The 25,634-nt window shown below is 64.7% G+C and carries 26 protein-coding genes and 1 tRNA gene; 12 read left to right on the top strand and 15 right to left on the bottom strand.

Going from position 1 to position 25,634, the window contains the following annotated elements:
- Positions 1–89: 89 nt before the first annotated feature.
- Entirely contained in the window at positions 90–569 is a 480-nt protein-coding gene (locus ACSVDO_RS03665; protein ID WP_489594938.1) for a carboxymuconolactone decarboxylase family protein, read from the top strand.
- A gap of 1 nt (position 570) precedes the next feature.
- Here ACSVDO_RS03665 and pdxR read toward each other — a convergent pair whose 3' ends face one another.
- Positions 571–2,010, bottom strand: a complete 1,440-nt coding sequence (gene pdxR, locus ACSVDO_RS03660) for a MocR-like pyridoxine biosynthesis transcription factor PdxR (protein ID WP_489594936.1) — start codon at positions 2,008–2,010, stop codon at positions 571–573.
- Between the two features lie 65 nt (positions 2,011–2,075).
- On the opposite strand from pdxR, the gene ACSVDO_RS03655 reads away from it, so the two are divergent.
- The 8 genes from ACSVDO_RS03655 (at position 2,076) to ACSVDO_RS03620 (ending at position 9,001) form a co-directional block, all read left to right on the top strand.
- The gene (locus ACSVDO_RS03655; protein ID WP_332683941.1) at positions 2,076–2,570 is read left to right on the top strand and encodes a GNAT family N-acetyltransferase; all 495 of its coding nucleotides are present in this window, start codon (positions 2,076–2,078) and stop codon (positions 2,568–2,570) included.
- A gap of 34 nt (positions 2,571–2,604) precedes the next feature.
- Complete coding sequence (locus ACSVDO_RS03650) at positions 2,605–3,240, top strand: FMN-dependent NADH-azoreductase (RefSeq protein ID WP_489594933.1); 636 nt, start codon at positions 2,605–2,607, stop codon at positions 3,238–3,240.
- A 145-nt stretch (positions 3,241–3,385) separates the two neighbouring features.
- Positions 3,386–5,131, top strand: a complete 1,746-nt coding sequence (gene pilB / locus ACSVDO_RS03645; RefSeq protein ID WP_489594932.1) for a type IV-A pilus assembly ATPase PilB — start codon at positions 3,386–3,388, stop codon at positions 5,129–5,131.
- Between the two features lie 28 nt (positions 5,132–5,159).
- Entirely contained in the window at positions 5,160–6,368 is a 1,209-nt protein-coding gene (locus tag ACSVDO_RS03640; RefSeq protein ID WP_489594930.1) for a type II secretion system F family protein, read from the top strand.
- Positions 6,368–7,249 carry a prepilin peptidase gene (locus ACSVDO_RS03635; protein WP_332539342.1) on the top strand — a complete coding sequence of 294 codons (882 nt, stop codon included), beginning with the start codon at positions 6,368–6,370 and terminating at the stop codon, positions 7,247–7,249. The genes ACSVDO_RS03640 and ACSVDO_RS03635 overlap by 1 nt, the downstream gene beginning before the upstream one ends.
- Positions 7,249–7,893, top strand: a complete 645-nt coding sequence (coaE, locus tag ACSVDO_RS03630) for a dephospho-CoA kinase (protein WP_489594928.1) — start codon at positions 7,249–7,251, stop codon at positions 7,891–7,893. The genes ACSVDO_RS03635 and coaE overlap by 1 nt, the downstream gene beginning before the upstream one ends.
- Before the next feature lie 132 nt (positions 7,894–8,025).
- The gene (gene zapD, locus ACSVDO_RS03625; protein ID WP_332539340.1) at positions 8,026–8,781 is read left to right on the top strand and encodes a cell division protein ZapD; all 756 of its coding nucleotides are present in this window, start codon (positions 8,026–8,028) and stop codon (positions 8,779–8,781) included.
- Between the two features lie 7 nt (positions 8,782–8,788).
- The gene (locus ACSVDO_RS03620) at positions 8,789–9,001 is read left to right on the top strand and encodes a DNA gyrase inhibitor YacG (protein ID WP_332539339.1); all 213 of its coding nucleotides are present in this window, start codon (positions 8,789–8,791) and stop codon (positions 8,999–9,001) included.
- A 12-nt stretch (positions 9,002–9,013) separates the two neighbouring features.
- Here ACSVDO_RS03620 and ACSVDO_RS03615 read toward each other — a convergent pair whose 3' ends face one another.
- The 4 genes from ACSVDO_RS03615 to secA form a co-directional block, all read right to left on the bottom strand.
- Positions 9,014–9,421 carry a (deoxy)nucleoside triphosphate pyrophosphohydrolase gene (locus ACSVDO_RS03615; protein ID WP_332539354.1) on the bottom strand — a complete coding sequence of 136 codons (408 nt, stop codon included), beginning with the start codon at positions 9,419–9,421 and terminating at the stop codon, positions 9,014–9,016.
- Between the two features lie 41 nt (positions 9,422–9,462).
- Complete coding sequence (locus tag ACSVDO_RS03610) at positions 9,463–10,410, bottom strand: ATP-binding protein (RefSeq protein ID WP_489594926.1); 948 nt, start codon at positions 10,408–10,410, stop codon at positions 9,463–9,465.
- Between the two features lie 143 nt (positions 10,411–10,553).
- A complete protein-coding gene (gene argJ, locus ACSVDO_RS03605) occupies positions 10,554–11,783 on the bottom strand; it encodes a bifunctional glutamate N-acetyltransferase/amino-acid acetyltransferase ArgJ (RefSeq protein ID WP_332539337.1) in 1,230 nt (409 codons plus the stop codon).
- Positions 11,784–11,895: 112 nt separating this feature from the next.
- Positions 11,896–14,643, bottom strand: a complete 2,748-nt coding sequence (gene secA, locus ACSVDO_RS03600) for a preprotein translocase subunit SecA (RefSeq protein ID WP_332539336.1) — start codon at positions 14,641–14,643, stop codon at positions 11,896–11,898.
- Positions 14,644–14,928: 285 nt separating this feature from the next.
- Between secA and ACSVDO_RS03595 the strand changes: the two genes are divergently transcribed.
- Positions 14,929–15,228: a hypothetical protein gene (locus tag ACSVDO_RS03595; RefSeq protein ID WP_489594923.1), complete on the top strand. Its 300-nt coding sequence runs from the start codon at positions 14,929–14,931 to the stop codon at positions 15,226–15,228.
- Positions 15,229–15,278: 50 nt separating this feature from the next.
- On the opposite strand, the gene ACSVDO_RS03590 is transcribed toward ACSVDO_RS03595, so the two are convergent.
- From ACSVDO_RS03590 to petA, 6 genes are all read right to left on the bottom strand, one after another.
- Positions 15,279–15,354 (bottom strand) — tRNA-Thr (locus ACSVDO_RS03590).
- Between the two features lie 52 nt (positions 15,355–15,406).
- Positions 15,407–15,901, bottom strand: a complete 495-nt coding sequence (locus tag ACSVDO_RS03585) for a ClpXP protease specificity-enhancing factor (RefSeq protein WP_332548147.1) — start codon at positions 15,899–15,901, stop codon at positions 15,407–15,409.
- A 28-nt stretch (positions 15,902–15,929) separates the two neighbouring features.
- Positions 15,930–16,541, bottom strand: a complete 612-nt coding sequence (locus ACSVDO_RS03580; protein ID WP_175505044.1) for a glutathione S-transferase N-terminal domain-containing protein — start codon at positions 16,539–16,541, stop codon at positions 15,930–15,932.
- Positions 16,542–16,650: 109 nt separating this feature from the next.
- Entirely contained in the window at positions 16,651–17,406 is a 756-nt protein-coding gene (locus tag ACSVDO_RS03575) for a cytochrome c1 (RefSeq protein ID WP_332548146.1), read from the bottom strand.
- 14 nt (positions 17,407–17,420) lie between these two features.
- Positions 17,421–18,836, bottom strand: coding sequence for a cytochrome b (locus ACSVDO_RS03570; protein WP_332548145.1), 1,416 nt, complete (start codon positions 18,834–18,836; stop codon positions 17,421–17,423).
- Positions 18,837–18,847: 11 nt separating this feature from the next.
- A complete protein-coding gene (petA, locus tag ACSVDO_RS03565; protein ID WP_332548144.1) occupies positions 18,848–19,444 on the bottom strand; it encodes a ubiquinol-cytochrome c reductase iron-sulfur subunit in 597 nt (198 codons plus the stop codon).
- A gap of 150 nt (positions 19,445–19,594) precedes the next feature.
- Between petA and mscL the strand changes: the two genes are divergently transcribed.
- Positions 19,595–20,032: a large conductance mechanosensitive channel protein MscL gene (mscL, locus tag ACSVDO_RS03560; protein WP_332540329.1), complete on the top strand. Its 438-nt coding sequence runs from the start codon at positions 19,595–19,597 to the stop codon at positions 20,030–20,032.
- A 6-nt stretch (positions 20,033–20,038) separates the two neighbouring features.
- Here the strand turns inward: mscL and pdxA are convergent, their stop codons facing one another.
- From pdxA to ACSVDO_RS03545, 3 genes are read right to left on the bottom strand one after another with little or no spacing between them, the layout of a single operon-like run.
- Positions 20,039–21,106 carry a 4-hydroxythreonine-4-phosphate dehydrogenase PdxA gene (pdxA, locus tag ACSVDO_RS03555; RefSeq protein ID WP_489594921.1) on the bottom strand — a complete coding sequence of 356 codons (1,068 nt, stop codon included), beginning with the start codon at positions 21,104–21,106 and terminating at the stop codon, positions 20,039–20,041.
- 23 nt (positions 21,107–21,129) lie between these two features.
- The gene (locus tag ACSVDO_RS03550; RefSeq protein ID WP_489594919.1) at positions 21,130–21,885 is read right to left on the bottom strand and encodes a Nif3-like dinuclear metal center hexameric protein; all 756 of its coding nucleotides are present in this window, start codon (positions 21,883–21,885) and stop codon (positions 21,130–21,132) included.
- A gap of 44 nt (positions 21,886–21,929) precedes the next feature.
- Positions 21,930–23,264, bottom strand: a complete 1,335-nt coding sequence (locus ACSVDO_RS03545; RefSeq protein ID WP_332548142.1) for an MFS transporter — start codon at positions 23,262–23,264, stop codon at positions 21,930–21,932.
- Between the two features lie 287 nt (positions 23,265–23,551).
- Between ACSVDO_RS03545 and ACSVDO_RS03540 the strand changes: the two genes are divergently transcribed.
- Positions 23,552–24,706 carry a Do family serine endopeptidase gene (locus tag ACSVDO_RS03540; protein WP_489594917.1) on the top strand — a complete coding sequence of 385 codons (1,155 nt, stop codon included), beginning with the start codon at positions 23,552–23,554 and terminating at the stop codon, positions 24,704–24,706.
- Between the two features lie 67 nt (positions 24,707–24,773).
- Here the strand turns inward: ACSVDO_RS03540 and tatC are convergent, their stop codons facing one another.
- Positions 24,774–25,577, bottom strand: coding sequence for a twin-arginine translocase subunit TatC (gene tatC, locus ACSVDO_RS03535; protein WP_489594915.1), 804 nt, complete (start codon positions 25,575–25,577; stop codon positions 24,774–24,776).
- Positions 25,578–25,634: the final 57 nt, after the last annotated feature.

The raw sequence follows: 25,634 nt of genomic DNA, 5'->3' as shown, positions 1-25,634 counted from the left end.
ACGCGTCACCGGGACAGCGCCTTGAGGCCCTTCACTGGCCTGTGCCGGTGCGTGGAATCTGCAACTCTCACTCTCGACTGGAACCGACCATGAGCCAACGCCTCGACTATTACAAGCTTTCTCCCGACGCTGCCCAGAAGTACATGGAGTTCAACAACCTGCTGCACAAGAAGCCGTTTCTCGCGCAGTACGGACATCTGGTGACGCTGCGCGCCTCGCAGCTCAACGGCTGCGCATTCTGCGTGGACATGCATGTCAAGGAAGCCAGGATCCACGGCGAGCGCGAACTGCGCCTGCACCATGTGACGGTCTGGCGCGAGTCGACGCTGTTCAGCGCCAAGGAGCGCGCCATCCTCGAATGGACCGAAGCCCTGACCCAGCTGGGCGCGCATGGCGTATCGGACGCGATCTTCGACAGCGTGCGCGCCGAGCTGTCGGACGAGGAGCTGGCCGACCTGTCCTTCCTGATCGTCGCCATCAATGGCTGGAACCGGCTGAGCGTGGCGTTTCGCGCCGTGCCCGGTTCGGCCGACAAGGTCTACGGCCTCGACAAGGCCGGTCTGTCCTGATCTAGAGCGACTGCCGTATCAGCAGGCCCAGGCGTTCGGCCTGGGCGGCGGTCGTGCAGTTGGTGAAGCTCAGCAGCAGCGCCGAATCCGTGCACTCCGAAGCCCACCAGCGCGACATCGGCTGCACGGCCATGCCATGGGCCAGCAGCTTCTCGGCCAGCGGCTGGTCGCTGCGCTCGCCGGGCAGGCGCAGCACCAGATGCATGCCACCGGGCTGGGGCTCGGTGCGCAGCAGCCCGCCAAGACCGCGCTCGAGCGCGGCGATGGTGGCCGCGCGCCGCTCGGCATAGAGCTTGCGCATGCGCTGGATGTGGCGCGAAAAATGCCCTTCGGCAATGAAGTCAGCGACGATGGCCTGGGTGATGGCCGGCGTCGCCGCGGCAAAGAAAATGCGCCCCACGCGCTCGAACGCCGCGACCTGCGCCTGCGGCACGACCAGATAGGCGAGCCGGATTCCGGGAAACAGCACCTTGCTGAAAGTCCCTGCGTACAGCACGCGGCCATGGCGGTCCAGGCTCGCGAGCGCCGGCAGCGGCCGGCTGGCGTAGCGGTACTCGCCGTCGTAATCGTCCTCGACCACCCACGCGCCTTGCGCCGCAGCCCATTCCAGCAGCGCATGCCGGCGCGGCAAGGAAAGCGACATCGACAATGGACTTTGATGCGCGGGCGTGACCGTCACCACTTTCGCGTCGGGTGCCAGCGCGATGCCGCGCTCCACCATCAGGCCCTGTGCGTCGACCGGCACCGGCACCGGCAGCAGGCCCGATTCGCGCAGCAGTTGCCTTGTGGGCGGGTAACCCGGATCCTCGACCCAGGCACGGTCGCCGGCCTGCATTACCGCCAGCGCGGCCAGCTGCAGGCTCGCGCGGTAACCCGTGGTGACGAACACCTGGTGGGCGCCGCAATCGATGCCGCGCGCCACCTGCAGATATGAAGCGATCGCGCTGCGCAACGCGGGCAGACCATGCGGCGGCGGGTAGTCAAGGTCCGCGGCCTGCATGCCGCGCAGGTAGCGCGCGCCCAGCCGCGCCCAGATCTTGCGCGGAAACGCATCCATCGCCGGCACGCCCAGCTGGAAAGGCAGCAGCTGCGCGGGCCGCCACAGCGAATCCCGCATCGAAGTGGGCGGGGCTTCCTGTGGCGTGACGGCTGGCGGGGACGCCGCCGCGGCCGGTTGCAACGCGGGATGGATGACCGTGCCCGCCTGGCCGCGCGCGAGCAGATAGCCTTCGGAAGTCAACAGCTCGTAGGCCAGCTCTATCGTGCCGCGCGCCACGCCCAGCTCCTTGGCCAACGCGCGCGCCGAAGGCACGCGGTCGCCCGGCGCGAGGTCGCCGGCCGCGATCGAGGCGCGCACGCGGTCATACAGTTGACGGTACAGCGGCGTGCCGCTTTCCCCGGCCAGCGGCGCGAAGGCAGGCGGCGAAATGGCAGGCGTCATGGTCTAGTCCATAAGTACAGTCTTGGCTCAAGGCATTGTGGCATGCGACTTGTAAAGTCAAGTCCATGAACGCCTCACACGCCCACTCCCCTTGGCCTGCGCCCAGCATCCTGGATCTGGCAGACAGCGCGCTGCGCCCGCTCGACTCCGCGAGCGACCTGCGCCTTGCGGCGCCGCTGATGCAGCAGTTGCGCCCCCAGCTGGACGGCGCGGCCGAGTTCGCCGCGCGCGTGCAGCGCCAGCGCCTGCAGGGCTACCAGCTCATCGGCGCTTTCGCGCCCGACGGCAGCCTGGCCGCGCTCGCAGGCTATCGGCTGCAGGAAAACCTCATCTACGGCCGCTTCCTCTATGTCGACGATCTGGTCACGGACGCGTCCCGGCGCGGCGGCCAGTGGGGCGCGCGGCTGCTGCAGGGACTCGAGCGTGTGGCGCGCGCCGCAGGCTGCGCGCAGCTGGTGCTCGACACAGGTCTGGCCAATGCACGCGCCCAGCGCTTCTACTTTCGCGCCGGGCTCTACACCGGCGCGCTGCGCTTTCAAAAAATGCTGGGTGGCGGCTAAGCCCCGCCGACCTTCACTTCAAACAAGGAAATACGTGCATACCACCTCACCCGACCAGCCCCTGCGCCTGCTGCGCGTCCTGGGCAGCCCGCGCGGCGCGGCCTCCGAAAGCCGGCGCCTGTCGCAGCAGATCGTCGATGCCTTGGTGGCGACGCGCAGCGTGGCGCTGACCGATGTGGACACCAGCGAACTGCCCGCGGTCGACAGCGGCTATGCCCTCGCATTGGCGGCGCGCGAAGACCCGCAAACTCCAGCGGCCGCGGGCAGCGCGCTGCACCGATCCGACGCGCTGATCGCGCAACTGGCCGCGGCCGACGCCGTGGTCATCGCCACGCCTATGCACAACTTCACGCTGCCATCGTCGATCAAGGCCTGGGTAGACCATATCGTGCGCATACGCGCGACCTTCAGCGTGACGCCGCAAGGCAAGATAGGCAGCCTGCGCGACCGCCCGGTCTACGTGGCGATCTCCAGCGGCGGCCTGATCACGGGCGAATCCGCACGCCAGCCCGACTTTATGCGGCCCTATCTGCGCCATACCTTGGCGACCATTGGCCTGCACGACCTGCACTTCGTCACGGTAGAAGGCACGGCCCTGGGGGAGGCAGCGCTGCGCGCGGGCCGGCAGGCAGCGACCGAAGCCGTGGACAAGCTGTTTGCCAGGCGCTGACCGGGACGCGGTGGCGCGCGCGCCGGCGTGTGCGCCAGCCAGGCGCCTTGGTACAAGTCCTTGCAAAATGCTCCACGCAGCTATGCAGCCCGCCGTGAATGAGGGATGATAGGGAGACTTCACTTCGCCTCCAATCACCTGCTTCATGCCTGCTGCTGAATCCGTCTCTTCGTCCTCATCCGGCAAGGCGCTCCCCGGACTGGGTCGCGCACTGATTTCTGCGGGCACCATTACCGCAGAAATCGCCGAAGAGCTGCACCGGAAATCGCAGACGGCGCGCACCAGCTTCATTGCCGAACTCATAGGCTCGGGAACCGTCACCTCCTCCGATCTGGCGCATACGCTGTCGACCGTATTCGGCGCGCCCCTGCTCGATCTCGACGCCGTCGATCCCGCGACGCTGCCGCAGGGGCTGCTGCCGGCGAAGCTGTGCCTGACCTACCGCGTGGTCGTGCTGAGCAAGCGCAACAACCGCCTGACCATTGCCGCGGCCGACCCCACGGACCAGGAAGCCGCCGAACGCATCAAGTTCACGTCCCAGATGGGGATAGACTGGATCATTGCCGAATACGACAAGCTCGTGCAGCTGTGCGAAGCCACGCACAAGACGGTGGCTGAATCGCTGCAGACCTACACCGCCACGGGTGACTTCAATTTCGACGACATCAAGGCTGAAGATACCGAGGAAGCCAGCGACAGCGCCAACGCCGCGGCCTCGGACGTGGAAGACGCGCCCATCGTCAAGTTCCTGCACAAGATGCTGCTCGACGCTTTCCACATGCGCGCGTCCGACCTGCATTTCGAGCCCTACGAGCACAACTACCGCGTGCGTTTTCGCATCGACGGCGAGCTGCGCGAAATTGCCTCGCCGCCGATTGCGATCAAGGACAAGCTCGCGTCGCGCATCAAGGTCATTTCACGCCTGGATATCTCCGAGAAACGCGTGCCGCAGGACGGCCGCATGAAGCTCAAGGTCGGCCCGGGCCGGACCATCGATTTCCGGGTCAGCACCCTGCCCACGCTGTTCGGCGAGAAGATCGTGATCCGTATCCTGGACCCCGAAAGCGCCAAGATGGGCATCGATGCGCTCGGTTACGAGCCCGAGGAGCGCGAACGCCTGATGCACGCCATCGGCCGTCCCTACGGCATGATTCTGGTCACCGGCCCCACGGGTTCGGGCAAGACGGTGTCGCTCTACACCTGCCTGAACCTGCTGAACAAGCCCGGCGTCAACATCGCCACGGCAGAAGACCCGTCCGAAATCAACCTGCCCGGCGTCAACCAGGTCAACGTCAACGAGAAGGCCGGCCTGAGCTTCGCGACCGCGCTCAAGGCCTTTCTGCGCCAGGATCCCGACATCATCATGGTCGGCGAAATCCGCGATATCGAAACCGCCGACATATCTATCAAGGCCGCGCAGACCGGTCACCTGGTGCTGTCCACACTGCACACCAACGACGCCCCGGCCACGCTCACGCGCATGCGTAACATGGGCATAGCGCCGTTCAACATTGCGTCCAGCGTGATATTGATCACGGCCCAGCGTCTGGCACGCCGCCTGTGCCCGCAATGCAAGCAGCCCGCCGACATTCCGCACCAGGCGCTGCTCGATGCCGGCTATGAAGAGGACGAGATAGACGGCAGCTGGGTCACCTACAAGGCGGTGGGCTGCAAGGCCTGCAACAACGGCTATAAGGGCCGGGTCGGCATCTACCAGGTGATGCCCATCACCGAAGAAATGCAGCGCATCATCCTGCGCGATGGCAGTGCCCTTGAAATCGCCGCCCAGTCCAAGCTCGAAGGCGTGCGCTCGTTGCGCGCGTCCGGCCTGCACAAGGCGCGCCAGGGGCTGACATCGCTCGAAGAAGTGCTGGCCGTGACCAACGAATAAAACAGCCCAGCACACGAGAGGGAATCGCATGGCGACTGCAGGCATCCAGGATTTTGTCTTCGAATGGGAAGGCAAGGACCGGCACGGAAAGATCGTGCGCGGCGAAACCCGCGCGGGCGGCGAAAACCAGGTGCAGGCCACGTTGCGGCGCCAGGGCATCTTTCCCACGAAGATCAAGAAGCGCCGCACGCGCTCGGGCAAGAAGATCAAGCCCAAGGACATCGCGCTGTTCACGCGCCAGCTGGCGACGATGATGAAGGCCGGCGTGCCGCTGCTGCAGTCGTTCGACATCGTCGGGCGCGGCAACACCAACACCAGCGTCACCCGGCTGCTCAACGACGTACGCACGGACGTCGAGATGGGCACCTCGCTGAGCGCGGCCTTCCGCAAGCATCCTCTGTACTTCAACAGCCTCTACTGCAATCTGGTGGAAGCCGGCGAGTCCGCGGGTATTCTCGAAACGCTGCTCGACCGGCTCGCGGTCTACATGGAAAAGACCGAGGCCATCAAGGGAAAGATCAAATCGGCGCTGATGTATCCGAGCGCGGTGATCATCGTGACCTTCGCCGTGATCGCGGTGATCATGATTTTTGTGGTGCCGGCCTTCAAGGACGTGTTCAGCTCGTTTGGCGCCGACCTGCCCGCGCCCACCTTGCTGGTCATGGCGATCAGCGAAGTCTTCGTGCAGTGGTGGTGGCTGATCTTCGGCCTGATAGGCGGCGGCACCTATTTCTTCCTCCAGGCCTGGCGGCGCAGCCCGCGCATACAGATGACGATGGACAGGCTCATGCTGCGCCTGCCGATCTTCGGCATCCTGGTCGAGAAATCCTGCATCGCGCGCTGGACGCGCACGCTGTCGACGATGTTTGCCGCCGGCGTGCCGCTGGTGGAAGCGCTCGACTCGGTGGGCGGCGCCTCGGGCAACGCGGTCTATGCGCTCGCGACCGAGAAGATACAGCAGCAAGTGTCGACCGGCACCAGCCTGACTTCGGCGATGACTTCGGCCAACGTATTCCCGTCCATGGTGCTGCAGATGTGCGCGATCGGCGAGGAGTCGGGCTCCATCGACCACATGCTGGGCAAGGCCGCCGACTTCTACGAGGAGGAAGTCGATGAGATGGTCGCCGGGCTGTCGAGCCTGATGGAGCCCATCATAATCGTGTTTCTCGGCGTCATCATCGGCGGCATCGTGGTCGCCATGTACCTGCCCATTTTCCAGCTGGGACAGGTGGTCTGATGTCGATAGCTTGGGAAGGAGCCGCCCTGGGCGGCGTGCTGGGGCTGCTCATCGGCAGTTTCCTGAATGTGGTGATCCACCGGCTGCCCAGGATCATGGAGCAGCAATGGGCCGACGAATGCCGGCAGCACGCCGAGGAACAGGCTCTGGCCGCGGGCCTGCCAGCGCCGGCAGCGGCGGCCGGCGAACGCATCAGCCTCAGTGCGCCGCGTTCGCGCTGCCCGCACTGCGGCCATGCGATCCGCTGGTATGAGAACGTTCCGGTGCTGAGCTATCTCGCGCTGCGCGGTCGCTGCGCGGGCTGCAAGACGGGCATCAGCGCGCGCTATCCGCTGGTAGAGCTGGCGACAGCCGCGCTGTTTGCCTTCTGCCTGGGCAAATGGGGCATCAGCCCTGCGGGTCTTGCCTGGTGCGGCTTCAGCGCCGCGCTGCTCACGCTGGCGCTGATCGACTGGGATACGACCTTGCTGCCCGACGACATCACCCTGCCCTTGCTCTGGGCCGGACTGATCGCCGCAGCGCTGCGCTGGACGGACGTGCCGCTGGCCGATGCCGTCTGGGGCGCGGCCGCGGGCTACCTGTCGCTGTGGCTGGTTTTCTGGGCTTTCAAGCTCGCGACCGGCAAGGACGGCATGGGCTATGGCGACTTCAAGCTGTTTGCCGCGCTCGGCGCCTGGTTCGGCTGGCAGGCGCTGGTGCCCATCATTCTCGCGGCATCGGTCATAGGTGCCATCATCGGCATCGTCATGAAGTTTCGCAGCCAGCTGCGCGCCGGCGGCTATATCCCGTTCGGCCCGTTTCTCGCGGGTGCGGGCTTCGCCGCGCTGCTGTTCGGTCCGCAGCGCATGCTCGAGCGCTTTCTGGGACTGCTGGGCTTGTGATGGACCGCATTCCCGCAAGCATGCTGCCGACCAGCCGCTGGCGCACGCCACGCCTGGGCGTGACCGGCGGCATAGGCAGCGGCAAGAGCACTTTTGCGGCGCTGCTGGCCGCGCGCGGCGCCATCCATATCGACGCCGACCAGATAGCGCGCGGCGTCACGGCCGCGGGCGGCCTGGCGATGGCACCCATTGCCGCGGCCTTCGGCGCGGAACTGATCGCCGAAGACGGCGGCCTGCACCGCGAACGCATGCGCGCACTGGCCTTTGCCGATGCCTCGGCACGCCAGCGCCTCGAAGCCATCGTCCACCCTCTCGTGGGCCAGGCAACGGCACAGCGCATCGTGCAGGCCGAACAGGCGGGTGCGGCGCTGATCGTGCTGGACATTCCGCTGCTCGTCGAATCGGGCCGCTGGAGCGGCGCGCTCGACCAGGTGCTGGTGGTCGATTGCAGCGAGGAGACGCAGATCCGCCGCGTGATCGAACGCAACCAGTTGACGCGTGCCGCCATAGAACGCATCCTTGCCGCCCAGGCCACGCGCAAGGCGCGCAGAGCGGTTGCCGATATGATTATTTACAATGACACACAGGATCTGGAGCGTTTGCGCGCGCAAGCGGTTCGGATCGCTGCGTTGTTCGGGCTATGATGGGACATGGCTTGGCTGATGCCGCAGGGCCCGGGCGGCCGGCCTGGGCGTCTTTACGCGCTGGATTGGCGCGGTTTTGTCCTGTTTGCGCCGATGAAAACAAGGTGAACAGGCCCTAGGAGCCCTGCAAGCGTGATCCTCTACGAATACCCTTTTAACGAACGCCTGAGAACCTATCTCCGGCTCGAGTCCCTGTTCCGCCGTCTCGGCGAACTGATTGCACGCCCCTATCCGACCGATCACCATTTCGCACTGGTCACGATCTTCGAGATCATGGATGTCGCCGCCCGCGTCGACCTCAAGTCCGATGTGCTCAAGGACCTCGAGAAGCAGAAAGCGCTGCTCGACAGCTACCGCGGCAACCCCTCGATCGCGACGGAACTGCTAGACCAGATCATAGGCCGCATGGACGAGTGCTTTGCCGCGCTCAATGCGCAGAACGGCAAGACCGGCCAGATCCTCACGGAAAACGACTGGCTGATGGCCATTCGCAGCCGCATCAGCATTCCCGGCGGCACCTGCGGCTTCGATCTGCCCGCCTATCACGCCTGGCAGCACCAGGACAGCGAGGCGCGCCAGCGCGCGCTCGAAGGCTGGACCGCGGCGCTCACGCCGCTGGCCGATGCGCTGTTCGTGCTGATGCAGATGCTGCGCGATACCGGCGTGCCGCAGCGCGTGGCCGCGGAGAACGGCCAGTTCCAGCAGAACCTGCCCACGGGACGCAGCTTCCAGCTATTGCGCCTGCGCATCGATCCCGCGCTGGATCTGGTGCCCGAGATCAGCGGCAACCGGCTGCTGGTTTCGGTGCGCCTGATGCGCGCCGATGCCAACGGCAAGCTCCAGCCCTGCGCCGAAGACGCGAATTTCGAAATCACCCTGTGTGCCTGAAACGCCCATGACGAACGATTCCAAGCCGGCAGCTCCCATCGTGCGCTGCCCCACCTGCGGCGGCCCCAGCGTGTTTGCACCGCAAAACCGCTGGCGCCCGTTCTGCAGCGAGCGCTGCCGCCAGATCGACCTGGGCGCCTGGGCCAATGAAGAGTTTCGCGTGCCCTCCCCCATTCCGCCCGAAGGCGCGCCGCACGGCGACCCCAGGGAACAGGATTAAGCGCCGGCGGCCTCAGGCCGTGGCGGGCAGTTCGCGCGTGTAGTACTCGGCGTCAAACGCCAGACCGCGCTCCTGCGCCAGCCATTCGAGCACCGGCAGCGCGCCGGGCAGCACGGGCTTCACATCGAGCGGCAGCTGCTGCCAGGCCATGTCCTGGCCTTCGCGCATCTCAAAGTTGCCCTGCCATTCACGCACCTTGCACCAGTGCAGGCGCACCAGCGCATGCGGATAGTCATGCTCGGTGACTTTCCAGACTTCGGCCGCGCCAATGGTGATGCCCAGCTCCTCGATCAGCTCGCGGCGCAGCGCCTGCTCGACCGTCTCGCCGGCCTCGAGCTTGCCGCCGGGAAACTCCCAGAAGCCCGCGCAGGGCTTGCCTGCGGGACGCGAAGTCAGCAGCAGCGCATCGTCGGCGCGCATCAGCACGCCCACGGCGACTTCCGTGTGCTTGCGCGGCGCGTTCACAGCTCGGATTCCTCGGACAGGCCGCTGACATCGGCGATGCCACTGCCGGCCACCGCATGGGTGTCGCGGCCCGCATAGTCGCGCGCGAACTGGTGGGCCACGCGGCCGCTGCGCGAACCGCGCTCCAATGCCCACACCAGGGCTTCGGCGCGCGCCGCGGCAATCGCCGCGGCATCCACGCCCAGCGCCGACAGCCACTGCGCGACCACGCGCAGGTATTCGTCCTGGCTGAACGGGTAGAAGCTGACCCACAGGCCAAAGCGCTCCGACAGCGAGATCTTCTCCTCGATCACTTCGCCGGGATGGATTTCACCGTCGTCGCCGCGCTGCACCGACAGGTTGTCGGTCATGTATTCAGGCAGCAGATGGCGGCGGTTGCTGGTCGCGTAGACCAGCACGTTGGGGCTTGCGGCCGAGACCGAACCGTCGAGAATCGACTTGAGCGCCTTGTAGCCGGGCTCGCCTTCCTCGAAGCTCAGGTCATCGCAGTAGATGATGAACTTCTCGGGGCGGCCAGCAACCACGTCGACGATGTCGGGCAGGTCAGTGAGGTCCTGCTTATCGACTTCGATCAGGCGCAGGCCCTGGGCCGCATAGGCATGCAGGCAGGCGCGAATCAGCGAGGACTTGCCCGTGCCGCGCGCGCCCGTGAGCAGCACGTTGTTGGCCGTGCGGCCCTGCACGAACTGCTCGGTGTTGCGCGCGATCTTTTCCTTTTGCCCGTCGATGTTCTGCAGATCGGACAGTTCCATCGCACCGATATGGCGCACCGGCTCGAGCAGACCGCAGCCATTGGCGCGCTTGCGGTAGCGCCAGGCAATCGCCTCGCTCCAGTCCTGGGGCGACTGCAGCGGCTGGGGCAGCACGGCTTCGATGCGCTGCATCAGCTGTTCGGCACGCGCCACCAGGCGCTCGAGAGGGTTGGTATCGGCAGGCAGGGTCATGGCAGAGCTCTCGTGTCTCGGTCGGTTCTGGTCGCAAGCCCCTCAGAGCCCGACGCCAGTCAAAAATATCCGTTCACCCTGAGCTTGTCGAAGGGTGTGGTTCGACAAGCTCACCACGAACGGTTCAATCCATCGGCAGGCGCTTAGGAACGATAGTCAGCGTTGATGGTCACGTAGTCGTGGCTGAAGTCGCAGGTCCAGACGGTGTCGACCGCATCGCCGCGGCCCAGCAGCACGCGCACGGTGATTTCCTGCTGCTTCATCACGCGCTGGCCGTCTTCCTCGCGGTAGTCGGGATTGCGCCCGCCCTTCACGGCCACATGCACGTCGTCGAGGTACAGGTCGATGCCGGTCTGGTCGAGGTCGGCAATGCCCGCATAGCCCACGGCTGCCAGGATGCGGCCCAGGTTTGGGTCGCTGGCGTAGAACGCGGTCTTGACCAGCGGCGAATGCGCGATCGCATAGGCCACCTGGCGGCACTCGGCGCCGGTCTTGCCGCCTTCGACACGCACGGTAATGAACTTGGTCGCGCCTTCGCCGTCGCGCACGATGGCCTGGGCCAGCTTTTGCGAGACTTCCAGCAGCGCGGCCTGCAGGGCCTGGCCTTCGGCGCTGGACAGCGATGTGATCTGGGCATGCTTGGCACGGTTGGTGGCCACGAGCACGAACGAGTCGTTGGTCGAGGTGTCGCCGTCAATGGTCACGCGGTTGAACGAGGCTTCGGCCAGGCCCGACACCAGCGGCTGCAGCAGCTCGGGCGCGATGTTCGCATCGGTGGCCAGAAAGCCCAGCATGGTCGCCATGTTGGGGCGGATCATGCCTGCGCCCTTGCTGATGCCGGTGATCGAGACCGTCGCCTCACCGATCTGCACCTGGCGGCTGAAGGCCTTGGGCAGGGTGTCGGTGGTCATGATGCCTTCGGCGGCACGCGCCCAGTGCGCGGGCTGGGCGTCGGCCAGCGCGGCCGGCAGGCCGGCGACGATGCGCTCGACCGGCAGCGGCTCCATGATCACGCCCGTGGAGAACGGCAGCACCTGGTGTGCGGCCACGCCCAGCAGCTCGGCCAGCGCGGCGCTGGTGGCGCGTGCGGCGGCCAGGCCTTGCGCGCCCGTGCCGGCATTGGCGTTGCCGGTGTTGATCACCATGGCGCGCACCGCGCCGCCCTGGGCCAGATGCTCGCGGCTGACCTGCACCGGCGCGGCGCAGAAACGGTTCTGCGTAAACACGCCGGCCACGGCCGCGCCTTCATCGAGCAGAAACACCGTCAGGTCCTTGCGGTTGGCCTTGCGCACGCCGGCTTCGGCGACGCCAATACGGACACCGTCGATCGCAAGCAGCTCGGCGGCAACAGGGGCGGAGAGATTCACAGGCATGCGAATGTCTTTCGTAAAAGGATGTCGAAGGGATTATCCGGAAAAATGCCCGGCGCCAATGCAAACACGGGCCGTAGCCCGTGCGTGCTGTTTCAGCGCCGGTAGCGCAGGCTCAAGCGAGTTTGCCGTGGCATTGCTTGAACTTCAGGCCGCTGCCGCAAGGGCAGGGATCGTTGCGGCCCACGCGCATCATAGGAGCAGCGGCTTCGGCTTCATCGGCGCGCACCGTGGTCTGGCTGCCGTCTTCGGTGGGCGAAGTGTAGGTCACGTTGGCGATGTGCTCGGCGCGCTGGCCCAGCACTTCGGTGGCCTGGTCCAGCTGTTCGTTGGACTGCACCTGCACCGTCATCAGCACGCGCGTGACTTCGTTCTTGACCTGATCGATCAGCTGACGGAACAGCTCGAAGGCCTCGCGCTTGTACTCCTGCTTGGGCTGCTTTTGCGCGTAGCCGCGCAAATGGATGCCCTGGCGCAGGTAGTCGAGCGCGGCCAGGTGGTCGCGCCAGTTGGAGTCGAAGCTCTGCAGCAGCACGGCGCGCTGGAACTGGGTGAAGTTCTCGTGGCCGATCAGCGCCAGCTTGGCGTCGAACGCGGCTTGAGCGGCCTGCAACACCTTTTCGAGGATTTCCTCGTCGGTGATGGCTTCGGCCGCGCCGACTTCCTGCACCAGCGGCAGGTCCAGTCGCCATTCGTCGTTGAGGTGCTTTTCCAGCGCCGGCAGATCCCATTGCTCTTCCATCGAGTCGGCGGGCACATGCTGGCGCACGATGTCGGTCACGGTCTCTTCGCGCATCACGCCAATGAGCTCGTTCAGGTCGACCGCATCGAGGATCTCGTTGCGCTGCTGGTAGATCACCTTGCGCTGGTCGTTGGCGACGTCGTCGTATTCGAGCAGCTGCTTGCGCACGTCGAAGTTGCGCGCCTCGACCTTGCGCTGCGCCGATTCAATGGAGCGCGTGACGATGCCGGCCTCGATGGCTTCGCCATCGGGCATCTTCAGGCGTTCCATGATCGCCTTGACGCGGTCGCCGGCAAAGATGCGCAGCAGCGTGTCGTCCAGGCTCAGGTAGAAGCGCGAGGAGCCGGGGTCACCCTGGCGGCCCGAGCGGCCGCGCAGCTGGTTGTCGATGCGGCGCGACTCGTGGCGTTCGGTGGCGATGATGCGCAGGCCGCCCAGGGCCGCGACTTTCTCATGCTCGATCTGCCACTGCGCGCGCACTTCTTCCAGGCGGCGCGCGCGCGTTGCTTCGTCCAGCGAGGTGTCGGCTTCGACCACGCTCAGCAGCTTTTCGAGGTTGCCACCAAGCACGATGTCGGTGCCGCGGCCCGCCATGTTGGTGGCGATGGTGATCATGCCCGTGCGGCCGGCCTGGGCGACGATGTCGGCCTCACGCGCATGCTGCTTGGCGTTGAGCACCTGGTGGGGCAGCTTGGCTTCGTTGAGCAGCTCGTCGATGATTTCCGAGTTCTCAATCGACGTCGTGCCGACCAGCACCGGCTGGCCGCGCTCATAGCATTCGCGAATGTCCTTGATCGCAGCCGCGTACTTCTCGGCCGTGGTCTTGTAGACGCGGTCGAGCTGGTCTTCGCGCCGGCTCTGGCGATTGGGCGGAATGACCACGGTCTCGAGACCGTAGATTTCCTGGAATTCGTAGGCTTCGGTGTCGGCCGTGCCGGTCATGCCGCCGAGCTTGCCGTAGAGGCGGAAGTAGTTCTGGAAGGTGATCGAGGCCAGCGTCTGGTTCTCGGCCTGGATGGTCACGCCTTCCTTGGCTTCCACGGCCTGGTGCAGGCCGTCGCTCCAGCGGCGGCCCGACATCAGGCGACCGGTGAACTCATCGACGATCACGATCTCGCCGTTCTGCACCACATAGTGCTGATCGCGGTGATACAGGTGATTGGCACGCAGCGCGGCGTACAGGTGGTGCATCAGCGTGATGTTTGCCGGATCGTAGAGCGAAGCGCCCTCGGCAATCAGCTTGGCGTTGGCCAGCACGCGCTCCGCGGTTTCATGGCCCTGCTCGGTCAGGAACACCTGCTGGGTCTTCTCGTCGAGCGTGAAGTCGCCGGGCGTGGTCACGCCTTCGCCGGTGCGCGGATCGGCTTCGCCGATCTGGCGCTGCAGCATGGGCACGATGGTGTTCATCGCCAGGTACATGGCGGTGTTGTCATCGGCCTGGCCGCTGATGATCAGCGGCGTGCGCGCTTCGTCGATCAGGATCGAGTCCACTTCGTCGACTATCGCATAGTTCAGCTGGCGCTGCACGCGGTCGCCCGACTCGTAGACCATGTTGTCGCGCAGGTAGTCGAAGCCGTACTCGTTGTTCGTGCCGTAGGTGATGTCGGCCTGGTAGGCCGCCTGCTTTTCCTCGCGCGGCATGTTGGGCAGGTTGATACCCACCGTCAGGCCGAGGAAGTTGTACAGGCGCGCCATCCACTGCGCATCGCGGTTGGCGAGGTAGTCGTTGACGGTCACGACGTGCACGCCCAAGCCTGCCAGCGCGTTCAGGTATACGGGCAGCGTTGCCGTGAGGGTCTTGCCTTCGCCGGTGCGCATTTCAGCGACCTTGCCGTAGTGCAAGGCCATGCCGCCGAGCAACTGAACGTCGAAGTGGCGCATCTTCATGACGCGCTTGGAGCCTTCACGCACGACCGCGAAGGCTTCGGGCAGCAGATCGTCCAGGCTTTGGCCTTGACTCACCCGCTCCTTGAACTCCTGGGTCTTGGCGCGCAAGGCATCGTCGCTGAGCTTTTCAAGTTCGGGCTCCATCGCATTGATGCGAGCCACCGTCTTGCGGTATTGCTTGAGAAGCCGGTCATTGCGGCTGCCGAATAATTTGGTGAGGAAGTTGGTGGCCATGCAAACAGATTCACCTTGCCTGCACCAGGGCATTCAAGGAAACCAGAGTCCCTAAGAAGAATGTATTTCAGATGGGGCCGCGCCATGGAATTTCTACAGCAAGAACCCATAATGCGGAAGACTGATTCAATGATTCTAACTGCCTGATCTCGTACGGCACATGCCTGCAGCCCACATCCCTGCGCAAAGCGCAGTCGCAAGCGCTCCAGAGCCAGCGGGCTTTTGCCCATCATTCCCCTTGCAGCCGGCGCGCAGGCGCGCTGCGGCACCGATTTTCCCAGGCCAATGACCCGACGCAACTACCCTATTTCCCTGCAGCAGGCCGCCCAGTCCTCTCCCACGCTGTCCAAGCTGGTGGCGATGACGCAGGACTCCTCGGCACGCCTGCAGGCGATACAGCCGCTGATACCCATCACCTTGCGCAAGGTGGTGCAGGCCGGGCCTATCGAAGGCAGCTGCTGGTGCCTGCTGGTCAACAGCAATGCGGCCGCGGCCAAGCTGCGCCAGCTGCTGCCGGCGTTTGCTGCGCATCTGCGCGTAAAGGGGTGGGATGTGACTGAAATACGCCTGAGAGTGAAGTCCTGAGCGCCGGGCAGTGAATGCCTGGGCCGGAACGGGCGTATTCGTCGAAAAGATGGTGCCGGTTGTCGGAATCGAACTGACGACCTACCGCTTACAAGGCGGGTGCTCTACCAACTGAGCTAAACCGGCGAAGCCCGAATTCTAGCGCATAGAAAATGGGCAAAAATCCAAAAGCGCGTATTTATTTGACGCGCTTGAGCGCCGGACGCGGACCCGAAGGCGGCGTGCGCGGCGGCACCGGTGCATCGTCGTCGTCCTGCACCAGTTGCATGATGGGCGCATCGGCGCCGGCCTCGGAGGGAACGGAGCTCAGTGCCGGGGGCGTCGCGCCCGCGGGCTTGCGCTCTGATGCTTCCGGGGCCAGCGGAAACGCCATGCCTTCGCCGGTTTCACGCGCATAGATCGCGATCACGCGCTCCACGGGCACCGAGATATCGCGCGGCTGGCCGCCAAAGCGCGCCTTGAACGCGATGAAGTCGTTGCCCAGCTGCAGCCCGCCGGTGGCGTCATAGCTGGTGTTGAGCACGATTTCCCCGTCCTTGACGAACTCCTGCGGCACCTGGACCGTATGGTCCACGCGCACCGCGAGATAAGGCGTCAGCCCATTGTCCGTGCACCACTCGTGGAGCGCGCGGATCATGTAGGGCCGGGTAGAACTGGATTCCAATGCATTCATGGCGGGGTCTCTGGCAGCAGGCAGGCGCTTACTTGCGCATCACCTTTTCGGAAGGTGTGAGCGCTTCGATGTAGGCCGGGCGCGAGAAGATGCGCTCGGCGTACTTGAGCAGGGGCGCAGCATTCTTGCTGAGCTCGATGCCGTAGTAGTCCAGGCGCCACAGCAGCGGAGCGATGGCCACGTCGAGCATGGAGAAGTTCTCGCCCAGCATGTACTTGTTCTTGAGGAACACCGGAGCCAGCTGCGTGAGGCGGTCGCGGATATGCGCGCGCGCCTTTTCGATGGCCTTCTCGTTGCCCTTGACGTTGCGCGCCTCGAGGATGTTCACGTGCACGAACAGTTCCTTCTCGAAGTTCAGCAGGAACAGACGCACGCGGGCGCGGTCCACCGGGTCGCCGGGCATCAGCTGGGGATGGGGGAAGCGCTCGTCAATGTACTCATTGATGATGTTCGACTCGTACAGAATCAGGTCGCGCTCGACCAGGATGGGCACCTGGCCGTAGGGGTTCATCACATTGATGTCTTCGGGCTTGCTGTACAGGTCCACATCACGGATCTCGAAGTCCATGCCCTTTTCAAACAGCACGAAGCGGCAGCGGTGAGAGAAGGGGCAGGTTGTTCCCGAGTAAAGCACCATCATGGTGAAGGCTCCTAAAAATCAAAAAGAGTGGAACGCCTGAAGCGCCCACTCTGTACCGATCCGTCCGAAGGCACGCGGCAAGCGCGCCTTCAGGCGTGTGGACCGTCCGTTACTTGACGTCTTTCCAGAATGCAGCGTTCAAGCGCCAGGCAATCACGATGAAAATTCCAAGGAAGATCAGCACGCCCACGCCTATGCGTACACGGCTGTTTTGTGCAGGCTCACCCATCCATTGGAGGTAATTCACCAAGTCGCCAACGGCCCGATCGTACTGCACAGGCGTCATTGACCCTGGACTGAGCTGTTCCCAGCCTTTGAAAACCTGGGTTTTCTGTCCATGGACGTCATGCTCTTCGAACACCGCGCGGCGCTCGCCCTGGAGCTGCCACAGCGCATGCGGCATGCCTATGCTGGGGAAGGCCAGGTTGTTCCAGCCCGTGGGCTTGGTCTCGTCCTTGTAGAACGTGCGCAGGAAAGTGTAGAGATAGTCGGCGCCCGAGCCGCCGGCGCCGGCGCGCGAGCGCGCGATCACCGTCAGATCGGGCGGATTGCCGCCGAACCAGTCCTTGGCCTGCTTGGGATCGATCGCAGCCTTCATGGTCTCGCCGACCTTGTCGGTCGTGAACAGCAGGTTGTCCTTGATCTCCTGCTCGGTCAGACCGATGTCCTGCAGGCGGTTGTAGCGCATGAATGCCGCGGAGTGGCAGCTCAGGCAGTAGTTGACGAACAGCTTGGCACCGTTTTGCAGCGAAGCCTGGTTGGTCGTGTCGACCGGCGCCTTGTCCCAGGCGATGCCGCCTTCGGCAGCCTGGGCGCCCGCGACAAACCCGAAGGCAGCGATCAGCGTGAGTATCAGTTTCTTCATTATTTTTCTCCGGCTCAATGCGGCTTGAACGTCACGCGGTCAGGCACGGGCTTGGGCGTACCCAGGCGGCTCCACCAGGGCATCAGCAGGAAGAAGCCGAAATAGAACAGCGTTCCGACCTGGGAGATGCGCTCGAACACCGGCGACGGCGGCTTCACGCCCAGGTAGCCCAGCACCACGAAGTTGACGACGAACACCGCGTAGACATACTTGTGCCAGTCGGGACGGTAGCGGATCGACTTGACCGGGCTGTGGTCCAGCCATGGCAGCGCGAACAGGATGATCACGGCGCCGCCCATCACGACCACGCCCCAGAACTTGGCGTCGATCGACAGCATCAGCGCGATGGCCACGAGCGCCACTATGGCCACCCCGCCCTTGACCACCGACGGCAGTCGCGACTTGAACACGCCAAAGCCCGCACCCAGCGCCACGCAGGCGATCAGCACGTACATCATCTCGGTGGTGATCGCGCGCAGCATCGAATAGAACGGCGTGAAGTACCAGACCGGAGCGATGTGCGACGGCGTCTTCAGCGGATCGGCCGGGATGAAGTTGTTGTACTCGAGGAAGTAGCCGCCGAACTCGGGCGCGAAGAACACCACGGCCGAGAACAGGAACAGGAACACACACACGCCCAGGATGTCATGCACCGTGTAGTACGGATGGAAAGGCACGCCGTCAAGCGGACGACCCTTTTCATCCTTGGGAGCGTTGGGGCCCTTGATCTCGACGCCGTCGGGGTTGTTCGAGCCGACATCGTGCAGCGCCAGCAGGTGGGCCACGACCAGGCCCAGCAGCACCAGCGGCACGGCGATCACGTGGAAGGCGAAGAAGCGGTTGAGCGTCGCATCACCGACCACATAGTCGCCGCGGATCAGCAGCGCGAGATCAGGACCGATGAATGGAATCGCGGCAAACAGGTTGACGATCACCTGTGCGCCCCAGTACGACATCTGGCCCCAGGGCAGCAGGTAGCCCATGAAGGCTTCGGCCATCAGCGCCAGGAAAATGGCGCAGCCGAAGATCCAGACCAGCTCGCGCGGCTTGCGGTACGAACCGTAGAGCAGGCCGCGGAACATGTGCAGGTAGACGACGATGAAGAACGCCGAGGCCCCGGTCGAGTGGATGTAGCGGATCAGCCAGCCCCAGGGCACGTCGCGCATGATGTACTCGACCGACTCGAACGCCTTGGCGGCGTCGGGCTTGTAGTGCATCACCAGGAAGATCCCGGTCACGATCTGGATCACCAGCACCAGCAGCGCCAGCGAGCCGAAGATGTACCAGAAGTTGAAGTTCTTCGGAGCGTAGTACTCCGACATGTGAACGCGATACGCGTCGAAAGCCGTGGGAAACCGGTTCTCAAACCAGTTCGTGACCTTCGCGCCCGCGGTGGCGTTCGGAGAGATGTCCTTGAATTCGTGAGCCATGTCGTTTTCCCTCAGGCCTTGTCTTCACCGATCAGGAGCTTGGTCTCCGACAGGTACTTGTGGGGCGGCACTTCCAGATTGTCGGGCGCGGGCTTGTTCTTGAACACACGGCCGGCCAGGTCGAAGGTCGAACCATGGCAGGGGCACAGAAAGCCGCCTTTCCAATCGTCGGGCAGCGAGGGTTGCGGACCCGCGTGCAGCTTGTCCACCGGCGAGCAGCCCAGGTGGGTGCAGATGCCTACGGCCACCATGATTTCGGGCTTGATGGAGCGGTGTTCGTTGCGCGCGTATTCGGGCGTCAGTTCCGAAGGCTTGCGCTGCGACTTGGGATCGGCGAGCTGACCGTCGAGCGACGGCAACTCGGCCAACTGCTCGGGCGAGCGCTTGATGATCCAGACGGGCTTGCCGCGCCATTCCACCGTGACCTTCTCGCCGGGCTTGAGGGCGGAAATATCCACCTCTACTGCCGCGCCTGCAGCCTTGGCCTTTTCAGACGGCTGGAAGGTGCTCACAAAGGGTACGGCTGTTGCCACGCCGCCCACCGCACCAGCACAGGCCGACGTGATGATCCACGTGCGCTTGCTGGAGTCGATTGGAGTATCACTCATGGGGATCCTCGATGTAGATCGCTATTATTTGGGGGTCAGCTACAAATTGTAGCGGAGTGAGTGGGGTTATTCCATGCGCTGTTTGCCAGTTGACACTGACGCAAGTCAAGCAATACTCAGATCTTCGTTTGAACAAAAGGAGCTGAGCGTATGGGCATGATGCAAGAATTCCGCGAATTCGCGGTCAAGGGAAACGTGATTGACTTGGCGGTCGGTGTGATCATCGGCGGCGCGTTCGGCAAGATCGTCGACTCGGTGGTGTCCGATCTGATCATGCCGGTCGTCGGCCTGGTGTTCGGCAAGCTCGATTTCTCCAACCTGTTCCTGGTGCTGGGCACGGTGCCCGAAGGAACGGTGCAGACGCTGGACGGCCTGCGCAAGGCGGGCGTTCCGGTGCTGGCCTACGGCAATTTCATCACCGTGGCCGTCAATTTCATCATTCTGGCGTTCATCATTTTCCTGATGATCAAGCAGATCAACCGCCTCAAGCGCAGCGCTCCGCCAGCACCGGTCGCGGCGCCCGCCACGCCCGAAGACATCGTTTTGCTGCGCGAGATCCGCGACAGCCTGAACCGCCAGACGCCCTGAGCGGCTTCAGCCCGCGAGCTGTCGTGCCATGCGCACGGCCTCGATCAGGCTGGACGCATCGGCAATCCCCTGGCCGGCGATATCGAACGCCGTGCCATGGTCGGGACTGGTGCGCACCAGCGGCAGGCCCAGCGTCACATTGACGCCCTTCTCCACGCCCAGGTACTTGACCGGAATCAGGCCCTGGTCGTGGTACATCGCCAGCACCACGTCGAACTCGCCGGGATGACCCGGCGCGTTGCGCGCGCGCATGAATACGGTGTCGGGCGCGAACGGCCCGTGCACGTCCATGCCCAGCGCCTGCGCGGCCTCGATCGCCGGCACGATGGTGTCGATTTCCTCGCGGCCGAAACGCCCGCCCTCGCCCGCATGCGGGTTGAGCCCGGCCACCGCAATGCGCGGCGCGCGGCCCAGCGTGCGCGCCAGCGCTGCGTGGGTGATGCGCAGCGTCTCCAGGATCTGCGGCCGGGTCACGGCGTCCAGCGCCGCGCGCAGCGCGACATGGATGCTCACCAGCACCGTGCGCAGTTCGTCGTTGGCCAGCATCATGCGCACCGGCATGTCGGCCAGCGCCACGCCCGCGTGCGCCGCGGCCGCGGCCTGCAGCAATTCGGTATGACCGGGAAAATCCACGCCCGCGAGCGCCAGCGCTTCCTTGTGCAGCGGCGCGGTCACCAGCGCGGCGACCCGGCCGTCGAGCGCCGCCTGCGCCGCCCATTCGACGCAGCGCGCCGCCGCCTCGCCCGCTTCGCGCGAAATCTGCCCCCAGGGAGCGGGTCCGGCCAGGCCGGCCAGCGCCAGCACCGGCAGGCAACGCGGCGGCACGGACCAGGCTTCGTCCGGGTTTCCGATAACAGCGACCGGCATGGAAGTGTCGCCATGCCGCAACACAACCGCGGCCGCGCGGCGCAGCGTCGCAACTTCTCCGACGATGAAACAGCCGCGCAAGGCATCGGGCGCATCGCGAAACGCCTTGACGATGGTTTCCGGGCCTATGCCTGCGCAGTCGCCCTGGGTGATGGCAATGCTGCGACCGGTCGGCACGGCCGCGATGTGATCAGGCAAGGAAAGCACGAACGACTCCAGAAACAGGAAACTCAGGCGGGATTGTCGATTTCAACGAATACGTGGTCCAGGCCGTGGGCCGCGGCGATATGCGCGGCGACCGCGGGTGCGCCGTAGCGTTCGGTCGCATGGTGGCCGGCGGCGATGAAGGCCACGCCGGTTTCGCGCGACAGGTGGGCCTGGGGCTCGGAGATTTCACCGGTGAGGAACAGGTCGGCGCCGGCGGCAATCGCGGACTCGAAGAAGCCCTGGGCACCGCCCGTGCACCAGGCAAGCTGGCGAATCGGTCGGCCGTCGCCCGGCAGGCAGGTAGCGCTGCGGCCCAGCACGTTCTCCACATGGGCGGCGAGATCTTCCGCGCTGGCCTCGCCCATGGTCGAGGCGCCCAGCCAGCCGAGTTCCTGCTCGCCAAAGCGCCCCCGCCCTTCCCAGCCCAGGCGCAGGCCCAGCTGGGCGTTATTGCCCAGTTCGGGATGGGCATCGAGCGGCAGGTGGTAGGCAAACAGGTTGATGTCGTGCGCCAGCAGCAGCCGCAGACGCTCCTTCATCCAGCCCGTGACACGGCCGTCATAACCGCGCCAGAACAGGCCGTGGTGCACGAACACGGCATCGGCGCGCAGGTCGATGGCGGCCTCGATCAGCGCGCGGCTGGCAGTGACGCCACTGACCAGCCGGGAGATGCGGGGCTTGCCTTCCACCTGCAGGCCGTTGGGCCCGTAGTCCTTGAAGCGTTGGGGCTGCAGCAGGTCGTCGAGACTGCCCAGCAGGTCTTGTCGCGAGAGGGTCATGGCGCGATTGTCGCATCCACTGCCGCGCACCCCGATGACGGATTTCAGGATTTGGCGCCGTCGCGCACTTGCCAGCCTTTGTACGACAGCGGCCAGAACGCCAGCGCCACGCCCAACAGGCCCATCGCGCCCACGTAATGGGCGGGGAACAGGTGGTCATACTGCTGGCCGACGCTGATCAGCACGGGCGTGAGTCCGCCGAACACCGCATAGGCCATGTTGTAGGAGAACGACAGACCCGAGAAACGCACGGCGGGCGGGAAAGCCCGTACGCCGACGATGGGCAACAGCGAAATCGAACCGACGAAGAAGCCGACCAGCGCATACATCGCGATCAGCGACGTGGGCGTTCCCGGCAGGCCCAGATAGAACAGATAGGCGGTCACGGTCATGCCGCCCCAACCGACGATCATCACCGCCTTGGTGCCGAAGCGGTCCGTGGCCCAGCCGGTCAACAGGCAGCCAATGGTCAGCATCAGCGTCGCGGCGACGTTGGCCTGCAGCGACAGCGCGGCGGGAATCTGGAACACCTTCTGCAGATAGGCCGGCGTGAACAGGATCACGACCACGATGGCCGTCGACAGCACCCAGGTCATGAGCGCCACCAGCACGATGGCGGGGCGGTGTTCGCGCAGGATGGTCTTGAGCGGCAGTTCGCGGCCGATCTTCTTGCGCTCGGCAAGCTCCTTGAAAATCGGGGTTTCTTCCAGGAAACGGCGCAGATAGACCGACACCATGCCGAACACGCCGCCCAGGATGAACGGAATGCGCCAGGCATAGGCATTGATTTCGCTGGTGCTGTACCAGCTGTTGATGCCCACGGCGATCAGCGAGCCCAGCAGGATGCCGCCGGTGATGCCGGCCGTGAGCGTGCCCACGGCCAGGCCGTAATGCTTTTGCGGCACATGTTCGGCAACGAACACCCAGGCGCCGGGCATTTCGCCGCCGATGGCCGCACCCTGCAGCACGCGCATCGCGAGCAGCAGCAGCGGCGCGGCGATGCCGATCGCCTCGTAGGTCGGCAGCAGGCCGATGACCAGCGTCGGCAGCGACATCAGGAAAATCGACAGCGTGAACATCTTCTTGCGACCCAGGATGTCGCCATAGTGCGCAATGATGATGCCGCCCAGCGGGCGCGCGAGGTAGCCCGCGGCAAAGATTCCCAGCGTCTGCAGCTGGCGCAGCCATTCGGGCATCTGCTCGGGAAAGAACAGCCGTCCGAGCACATTGGCGAAGAAGATGTAGACGACGAAGTCGTAGAACTCGAGCGTGCCGCCGAGCGCCGACAGGCCCAGGGTCTTGTAGTCCTTCTTGGTCAGCGGTCGGGCCGGCGCACCGTCGGGCAAGGCCTTGCCGGTGGAGTAGTCAAGCGTAGTCATGGTGTTCGCAGGAAAAAGTCAACAACAAGACAGCGCAGCTGCCGACCCACCGGATAGGTGGTCGGCAACCGGTTCTTCCAATGCCTGGGTGAGGAAAGAATATCTAGCAGCCCGAACAGATAGGACGGAGCCGTAGTGAACGCAGCCTGGCGCAGTCAAAGGTCATTCTAGGGTTTCTACTTAACCTGCATGGACAACCCCACTACTCGCCAATGCGCAGTCGGCACTTGCAAGCATCGGGCCTTGCAGCACAATGGCTACTTGTTTGACCTTTGCTGATGGATTTCATGAAGCGCTCTTGGCTTTTGTTTTCCCAGGCCGTGACCATCCTGGTTGCCGCCTACTTCGTTGTCGCCACCCTGCAACCCGACTGGCTGCGCGGCGGAATGACCCGCTCCGGCGCCGGCGTGGCCTTGCTCGAGGCCCCGGCCACCCCGGCAGGCACGCCCGCCCCGGGCAGCTTCAGCGGCGCCGCGCGCAAGGCCGCGCCCGCCGTCGTGAGCATCAACACCAGCAAGGCCGTGCGCCATCCGCGCAGCAACGACCCCTGGTTCCAGTTCTTCTTCGGCGACCAGGGAACGCAGGAGCAGACCGGCCTGGGCAGCGGCGTGATCATCAGCCCCGACGGCTATATCCTGACCAACAACCATGTGGTCGAAGGCGCGGACGACATCGAAGTCACGCTGCCCGATAGCCGCCAGGCCAAGGCCAGCGTGATAGGCACCGACCCCGAGACCGATCTGGCCATCCTCAAGATCGCGCTCGACAAGCTACCGGTGATCGTGCTGGGCAACTCCGACCAGCTCGACGTCGGCGACCAGGTGCTGGCCATAGGCAACCCGTTCGGCGTGGGCCAGACCGTGACCAGCGGCATCGTCAGCGCGCTGGGCCGCAGCCAACTGGGCATCAACACCTTCGAGAATTTCATCCAGACCGACGCCGCGATCAACCCCGGCAACTCGGGCGGTGCGCTGGTCGATGTCTACGGCAACCTGATGGGCATCAATACCGCCATCTACTCGCGCTCGGGCGGCAGCATGGGCATAGGCTTCGCGATTCCCGTGTCCACGGCCAAGATGGTGCTCGACAGCATCGTCAAGGACGGCCATGTGACGCGCGGCTGGATTGGCGTCGAGCCCAACGAACTGTCGCCTGAACTCGCCGAGACTTTCGGCGTCAAGCCCGGCGCGGGCGTGATCGTCACCGGCGTGCTGCAGGCCGGCCCCGCGGCCCAGGCCGGCATGCGCCCCGGCGACGTGATCCTGCAGGTCGCAGACAAGCCGGTGCGCACGGTCTCCGAGCTGCTGACCACGGTTGCCAGCCTCACTCCCGGCACCGCTGCCGACTTCCAGCTGCGCCGCGGCGACAGCGAAGTCACGATCAAGGTCACGCCCACCGCGCGCCCCAACCAGGCGCAGCGCGGCGCCCAGCAGCGCCGCTGATTGACTTCCGGCACCCATGAAAAAAGCGGCCAATGGCCGCTTTTTTCATGTCTGCAGATACCGCAGATTATTTTTCCGTCGACGCCTCTGTCTCGTCTTCCTCGCTGTCGGGCGAGCGCGACACGCGGCTGAACCAGCCCGCGCCCAGGATGCCGACTTCGTACAGGATGCACATGGGAATCGCCAGCGCCAGCTGCGAGATGACATCGGGCGGCGTGACCACGGCGGCGATCACGAATGCCACCACGACGAAGTAGCCGCGGAAAGCCTTGAGCTTCTCGATCTCGACCAGCTTGAAGCGCACCAGCAGCATCACCACGATGGGCACCTGGAACGCCATGCCGAAGGCCAGATAGAGCGACAGGATGGCTTCGACATAGGAGGCGATATCGGGCGTCGCGGCGACGCTGTCGGGCGTGAAGCCCTGGATGAAGCCGAACATCTTGTCGAGCACGAAGAACTGCACGAACGCGATGCCCACATAGGCCAGCAGGCTGCCGAACAGGATCAGCGGCAGCGCGAAGCGCTTTTCATGGCTGTACAGGCCGGGCGAAACGAAAGCCCACATCTGGTACATGATCCAAGGCAGCACGGCCAGCACGCCGACCATGCCCAGCACCTTGATGGGCACGAAGAACGGCGTGAACACGCCGACCGCGATCAGCTTGGCATCGGGCGGCATATGCGCCTTGATCGGCAGGGCAATGAAATCGATCAGCCCGTTGGGGCCTGGCCACATTGCCAGAAGCGCCACCGCCAGCGCAACGCCGTAGATGCAATAAAGCAGGCGATTGCGCAGCTCCAGCAGATGCTGCACAAATGGCTGCTCGGTGCCGGCCAGCTCGTCGTCTTTGGATGGAATGTCTGACATGGTGGGGATTGCGGGCCCTCAGGCCCTGACACTTTTCGGAAAGACCAGTAAAAAAGC

This window comes from Comamonas sp. DB36 (genome assembly GCF_057914905.1).
This window is presented reverse-complemented; position numbering and strand designations above follow the sequence as displayed.

What these genes read in the sequence shown, in the direction of transcription:
- argJ (WP_332539337.1), bottom strand. Translation starts at nt 11,783, where the DNA reads ATGCCTGTGAATCTCTCCGCCCCTGTTGCCGCCGAGCTGCTTGCGATC.
- ACSVDO_RS03575 (WP_332548146.1), bottom strand. Translation starts at nt 17,406, where the DNA reads ATGAAGAAACTGATACTCACGCTGATCGCTGCCTTCGGGTTTGTCGCG.
- pilB (WP_489594932.1), top strand. Translation starts at nt 3,386, where the DNA reads ATGCCTGCTGCTGAATCCGTCTCTTCGTCCTCATCCGGCAAGGCGCTC.
- ACSVDO_RS03620 (WP_332539339.1), top strand. Translation starts at nt 8,789, where the DNA reads ATGACGAACGATTCCAAGCCGGCAGCTCCCATCGTGCGCTGCCCCACC.
- mscL (WP_332540329.1), top strand. Translation starts at nt 19,595, where the DNA reads ATGGGCATGATGCAAGAATTCCGCGAATTCGCGGTCAAGGGAAACGTG.
- ACSVDO_RS03665 (WP_489594938.1), top strand. Translation starts at nt 90, where the DNA reads ATGAGCCAACGCCTCGACTATTACAAGCTTTCTCCCGACGCTGCCCAG.
- ACSVDO_RS03550 (WP_489594919.1), bottom strand. Translation starts at nt 21,885, where the DNA reads ATGACCCTCTCGCGACAAGACCTGCTGGGCAGTCTCGACGACCTGCTG.
- ACSVDO_RS03595 (WP_489594923.1), top strand. Translation starts at nt 14,929, where the DNA reads ATGACCCGACGCAACTACCCTATTTCCCTGCAGCAGGCCGCCCAGTCC.
- tatC (WP_489594915.1), bottom strand. Translation starts at nt 25,577, where the DNA reads ATGTCAGACATTCCATCCAAAGACGACGAGCTGGCCGGCACCGAGCAG.
- ACSVDO_RS03545 (WP_332548142.1), bottom strand. Translation starts at nt 23,264, where the DNA reads ATGACTACGCTTGACTACTCCACCGGCAAGGCCTTGCCCGACGGTGCG.
- ACSVDO_RS03640 (WP_489594930.1), top strand. Translation starts at nt 5,160, where the DNA reads ATGGCGACTGCAGGCATCCAGGATTTTGTCTTCGAATGGGAAGGCAAG.
- ACSVDO_RS03610 (WP_489594926.1), bottom strand. Translation starts at nt 10,410, where the DNA reads ATGACCCTGCCTGCCGATACCAACCCTCTCGAGCGCCTGGTGGCGCGT.
- pdxR (WP_489594936.1), bottom strand. Translation starts at nt 2,010, where the DNA reads ATGACGCCTGCCATTTCGCCGCCTGCCTTCGCGCCGCTGGCCGGGGAA.
- ACSVDO_RS03580 (WP_175505044.1), bottom strand. Translation starts at nt 16,541, where the DNA reads ATGATGGTGCTTTACTCGGGAACAACCTGCCCCTTCTCTCACCGCTGC.
- coaE (WP_489594928.1), top strand. Translation starts at nt 7,249, where the DNA reads ATGGACCGCATTCCCGCAAGCATGCTGCCGACCAGCCGCTGGCGCACG.
- ACSVDO_RS03540 (WP_489594917.1), top strand. Translation starts at nt 23,552, where the DNA reads ATGAAGCGCTCTTGGCTTTTGTTTTCCCAGGCCGTGACCATCCTGGTT.
- ACSVDO_RS03655 (WP_332683941.1), top strand. Translation starts at nt 2,076, where the DNA reads ATGAACGCCTCACACGCCCACTCCCCTTGGCCTGCGCCCAGCATCCTG.
- ACSVDO_RS03615 (WP_332539354.1), bottom strand. Translation starts at nt 9,421, where the DNA reads ATGCGCGCCGACGATGCGCTGCTGCTGACTTCGCGTCCCGCAGGCAAG.
- ACSVDO_RS03635 (WP_332539342.1), top strand. Translation starts at nt 6,368, where the DNA reads ATGTCGATAGCTTGGGAAGGAGCCGCCCTGGGCGGCGTGCTGGGGCTG.
- ACSVDO_RS03570 (WP_332548145.1), bottom strand. Translation starts at nt 18,836, where the DNA reads ATGGCTCACGAATTCAAGGACATCTCTCCGAACGCCACCGCGGGCGCG.
- petA (WP_332548144.1), bottom strand. Translation starts at nt 19,444, where the DNA reads ATGAGTGATACTCCAATCGACTCCAGCAAGCGCACGTGGATCATCACG.
- ACSVDO_RS03585 (WP_332548147.1), bottom strand. Translation starts at nt 15,901, where the DNA reads ATGAATGCATTGGAATCCAGTTCTACCCGGCCCTACATGATCCGCGCG.
- secA (WP_332539336.1), bottom strand. Translation starts at nt 14,643, where the DNA reads ATGGCCACCAACTTCCTCACCAAATTATTCGGCAGCCGCAATGACCGG.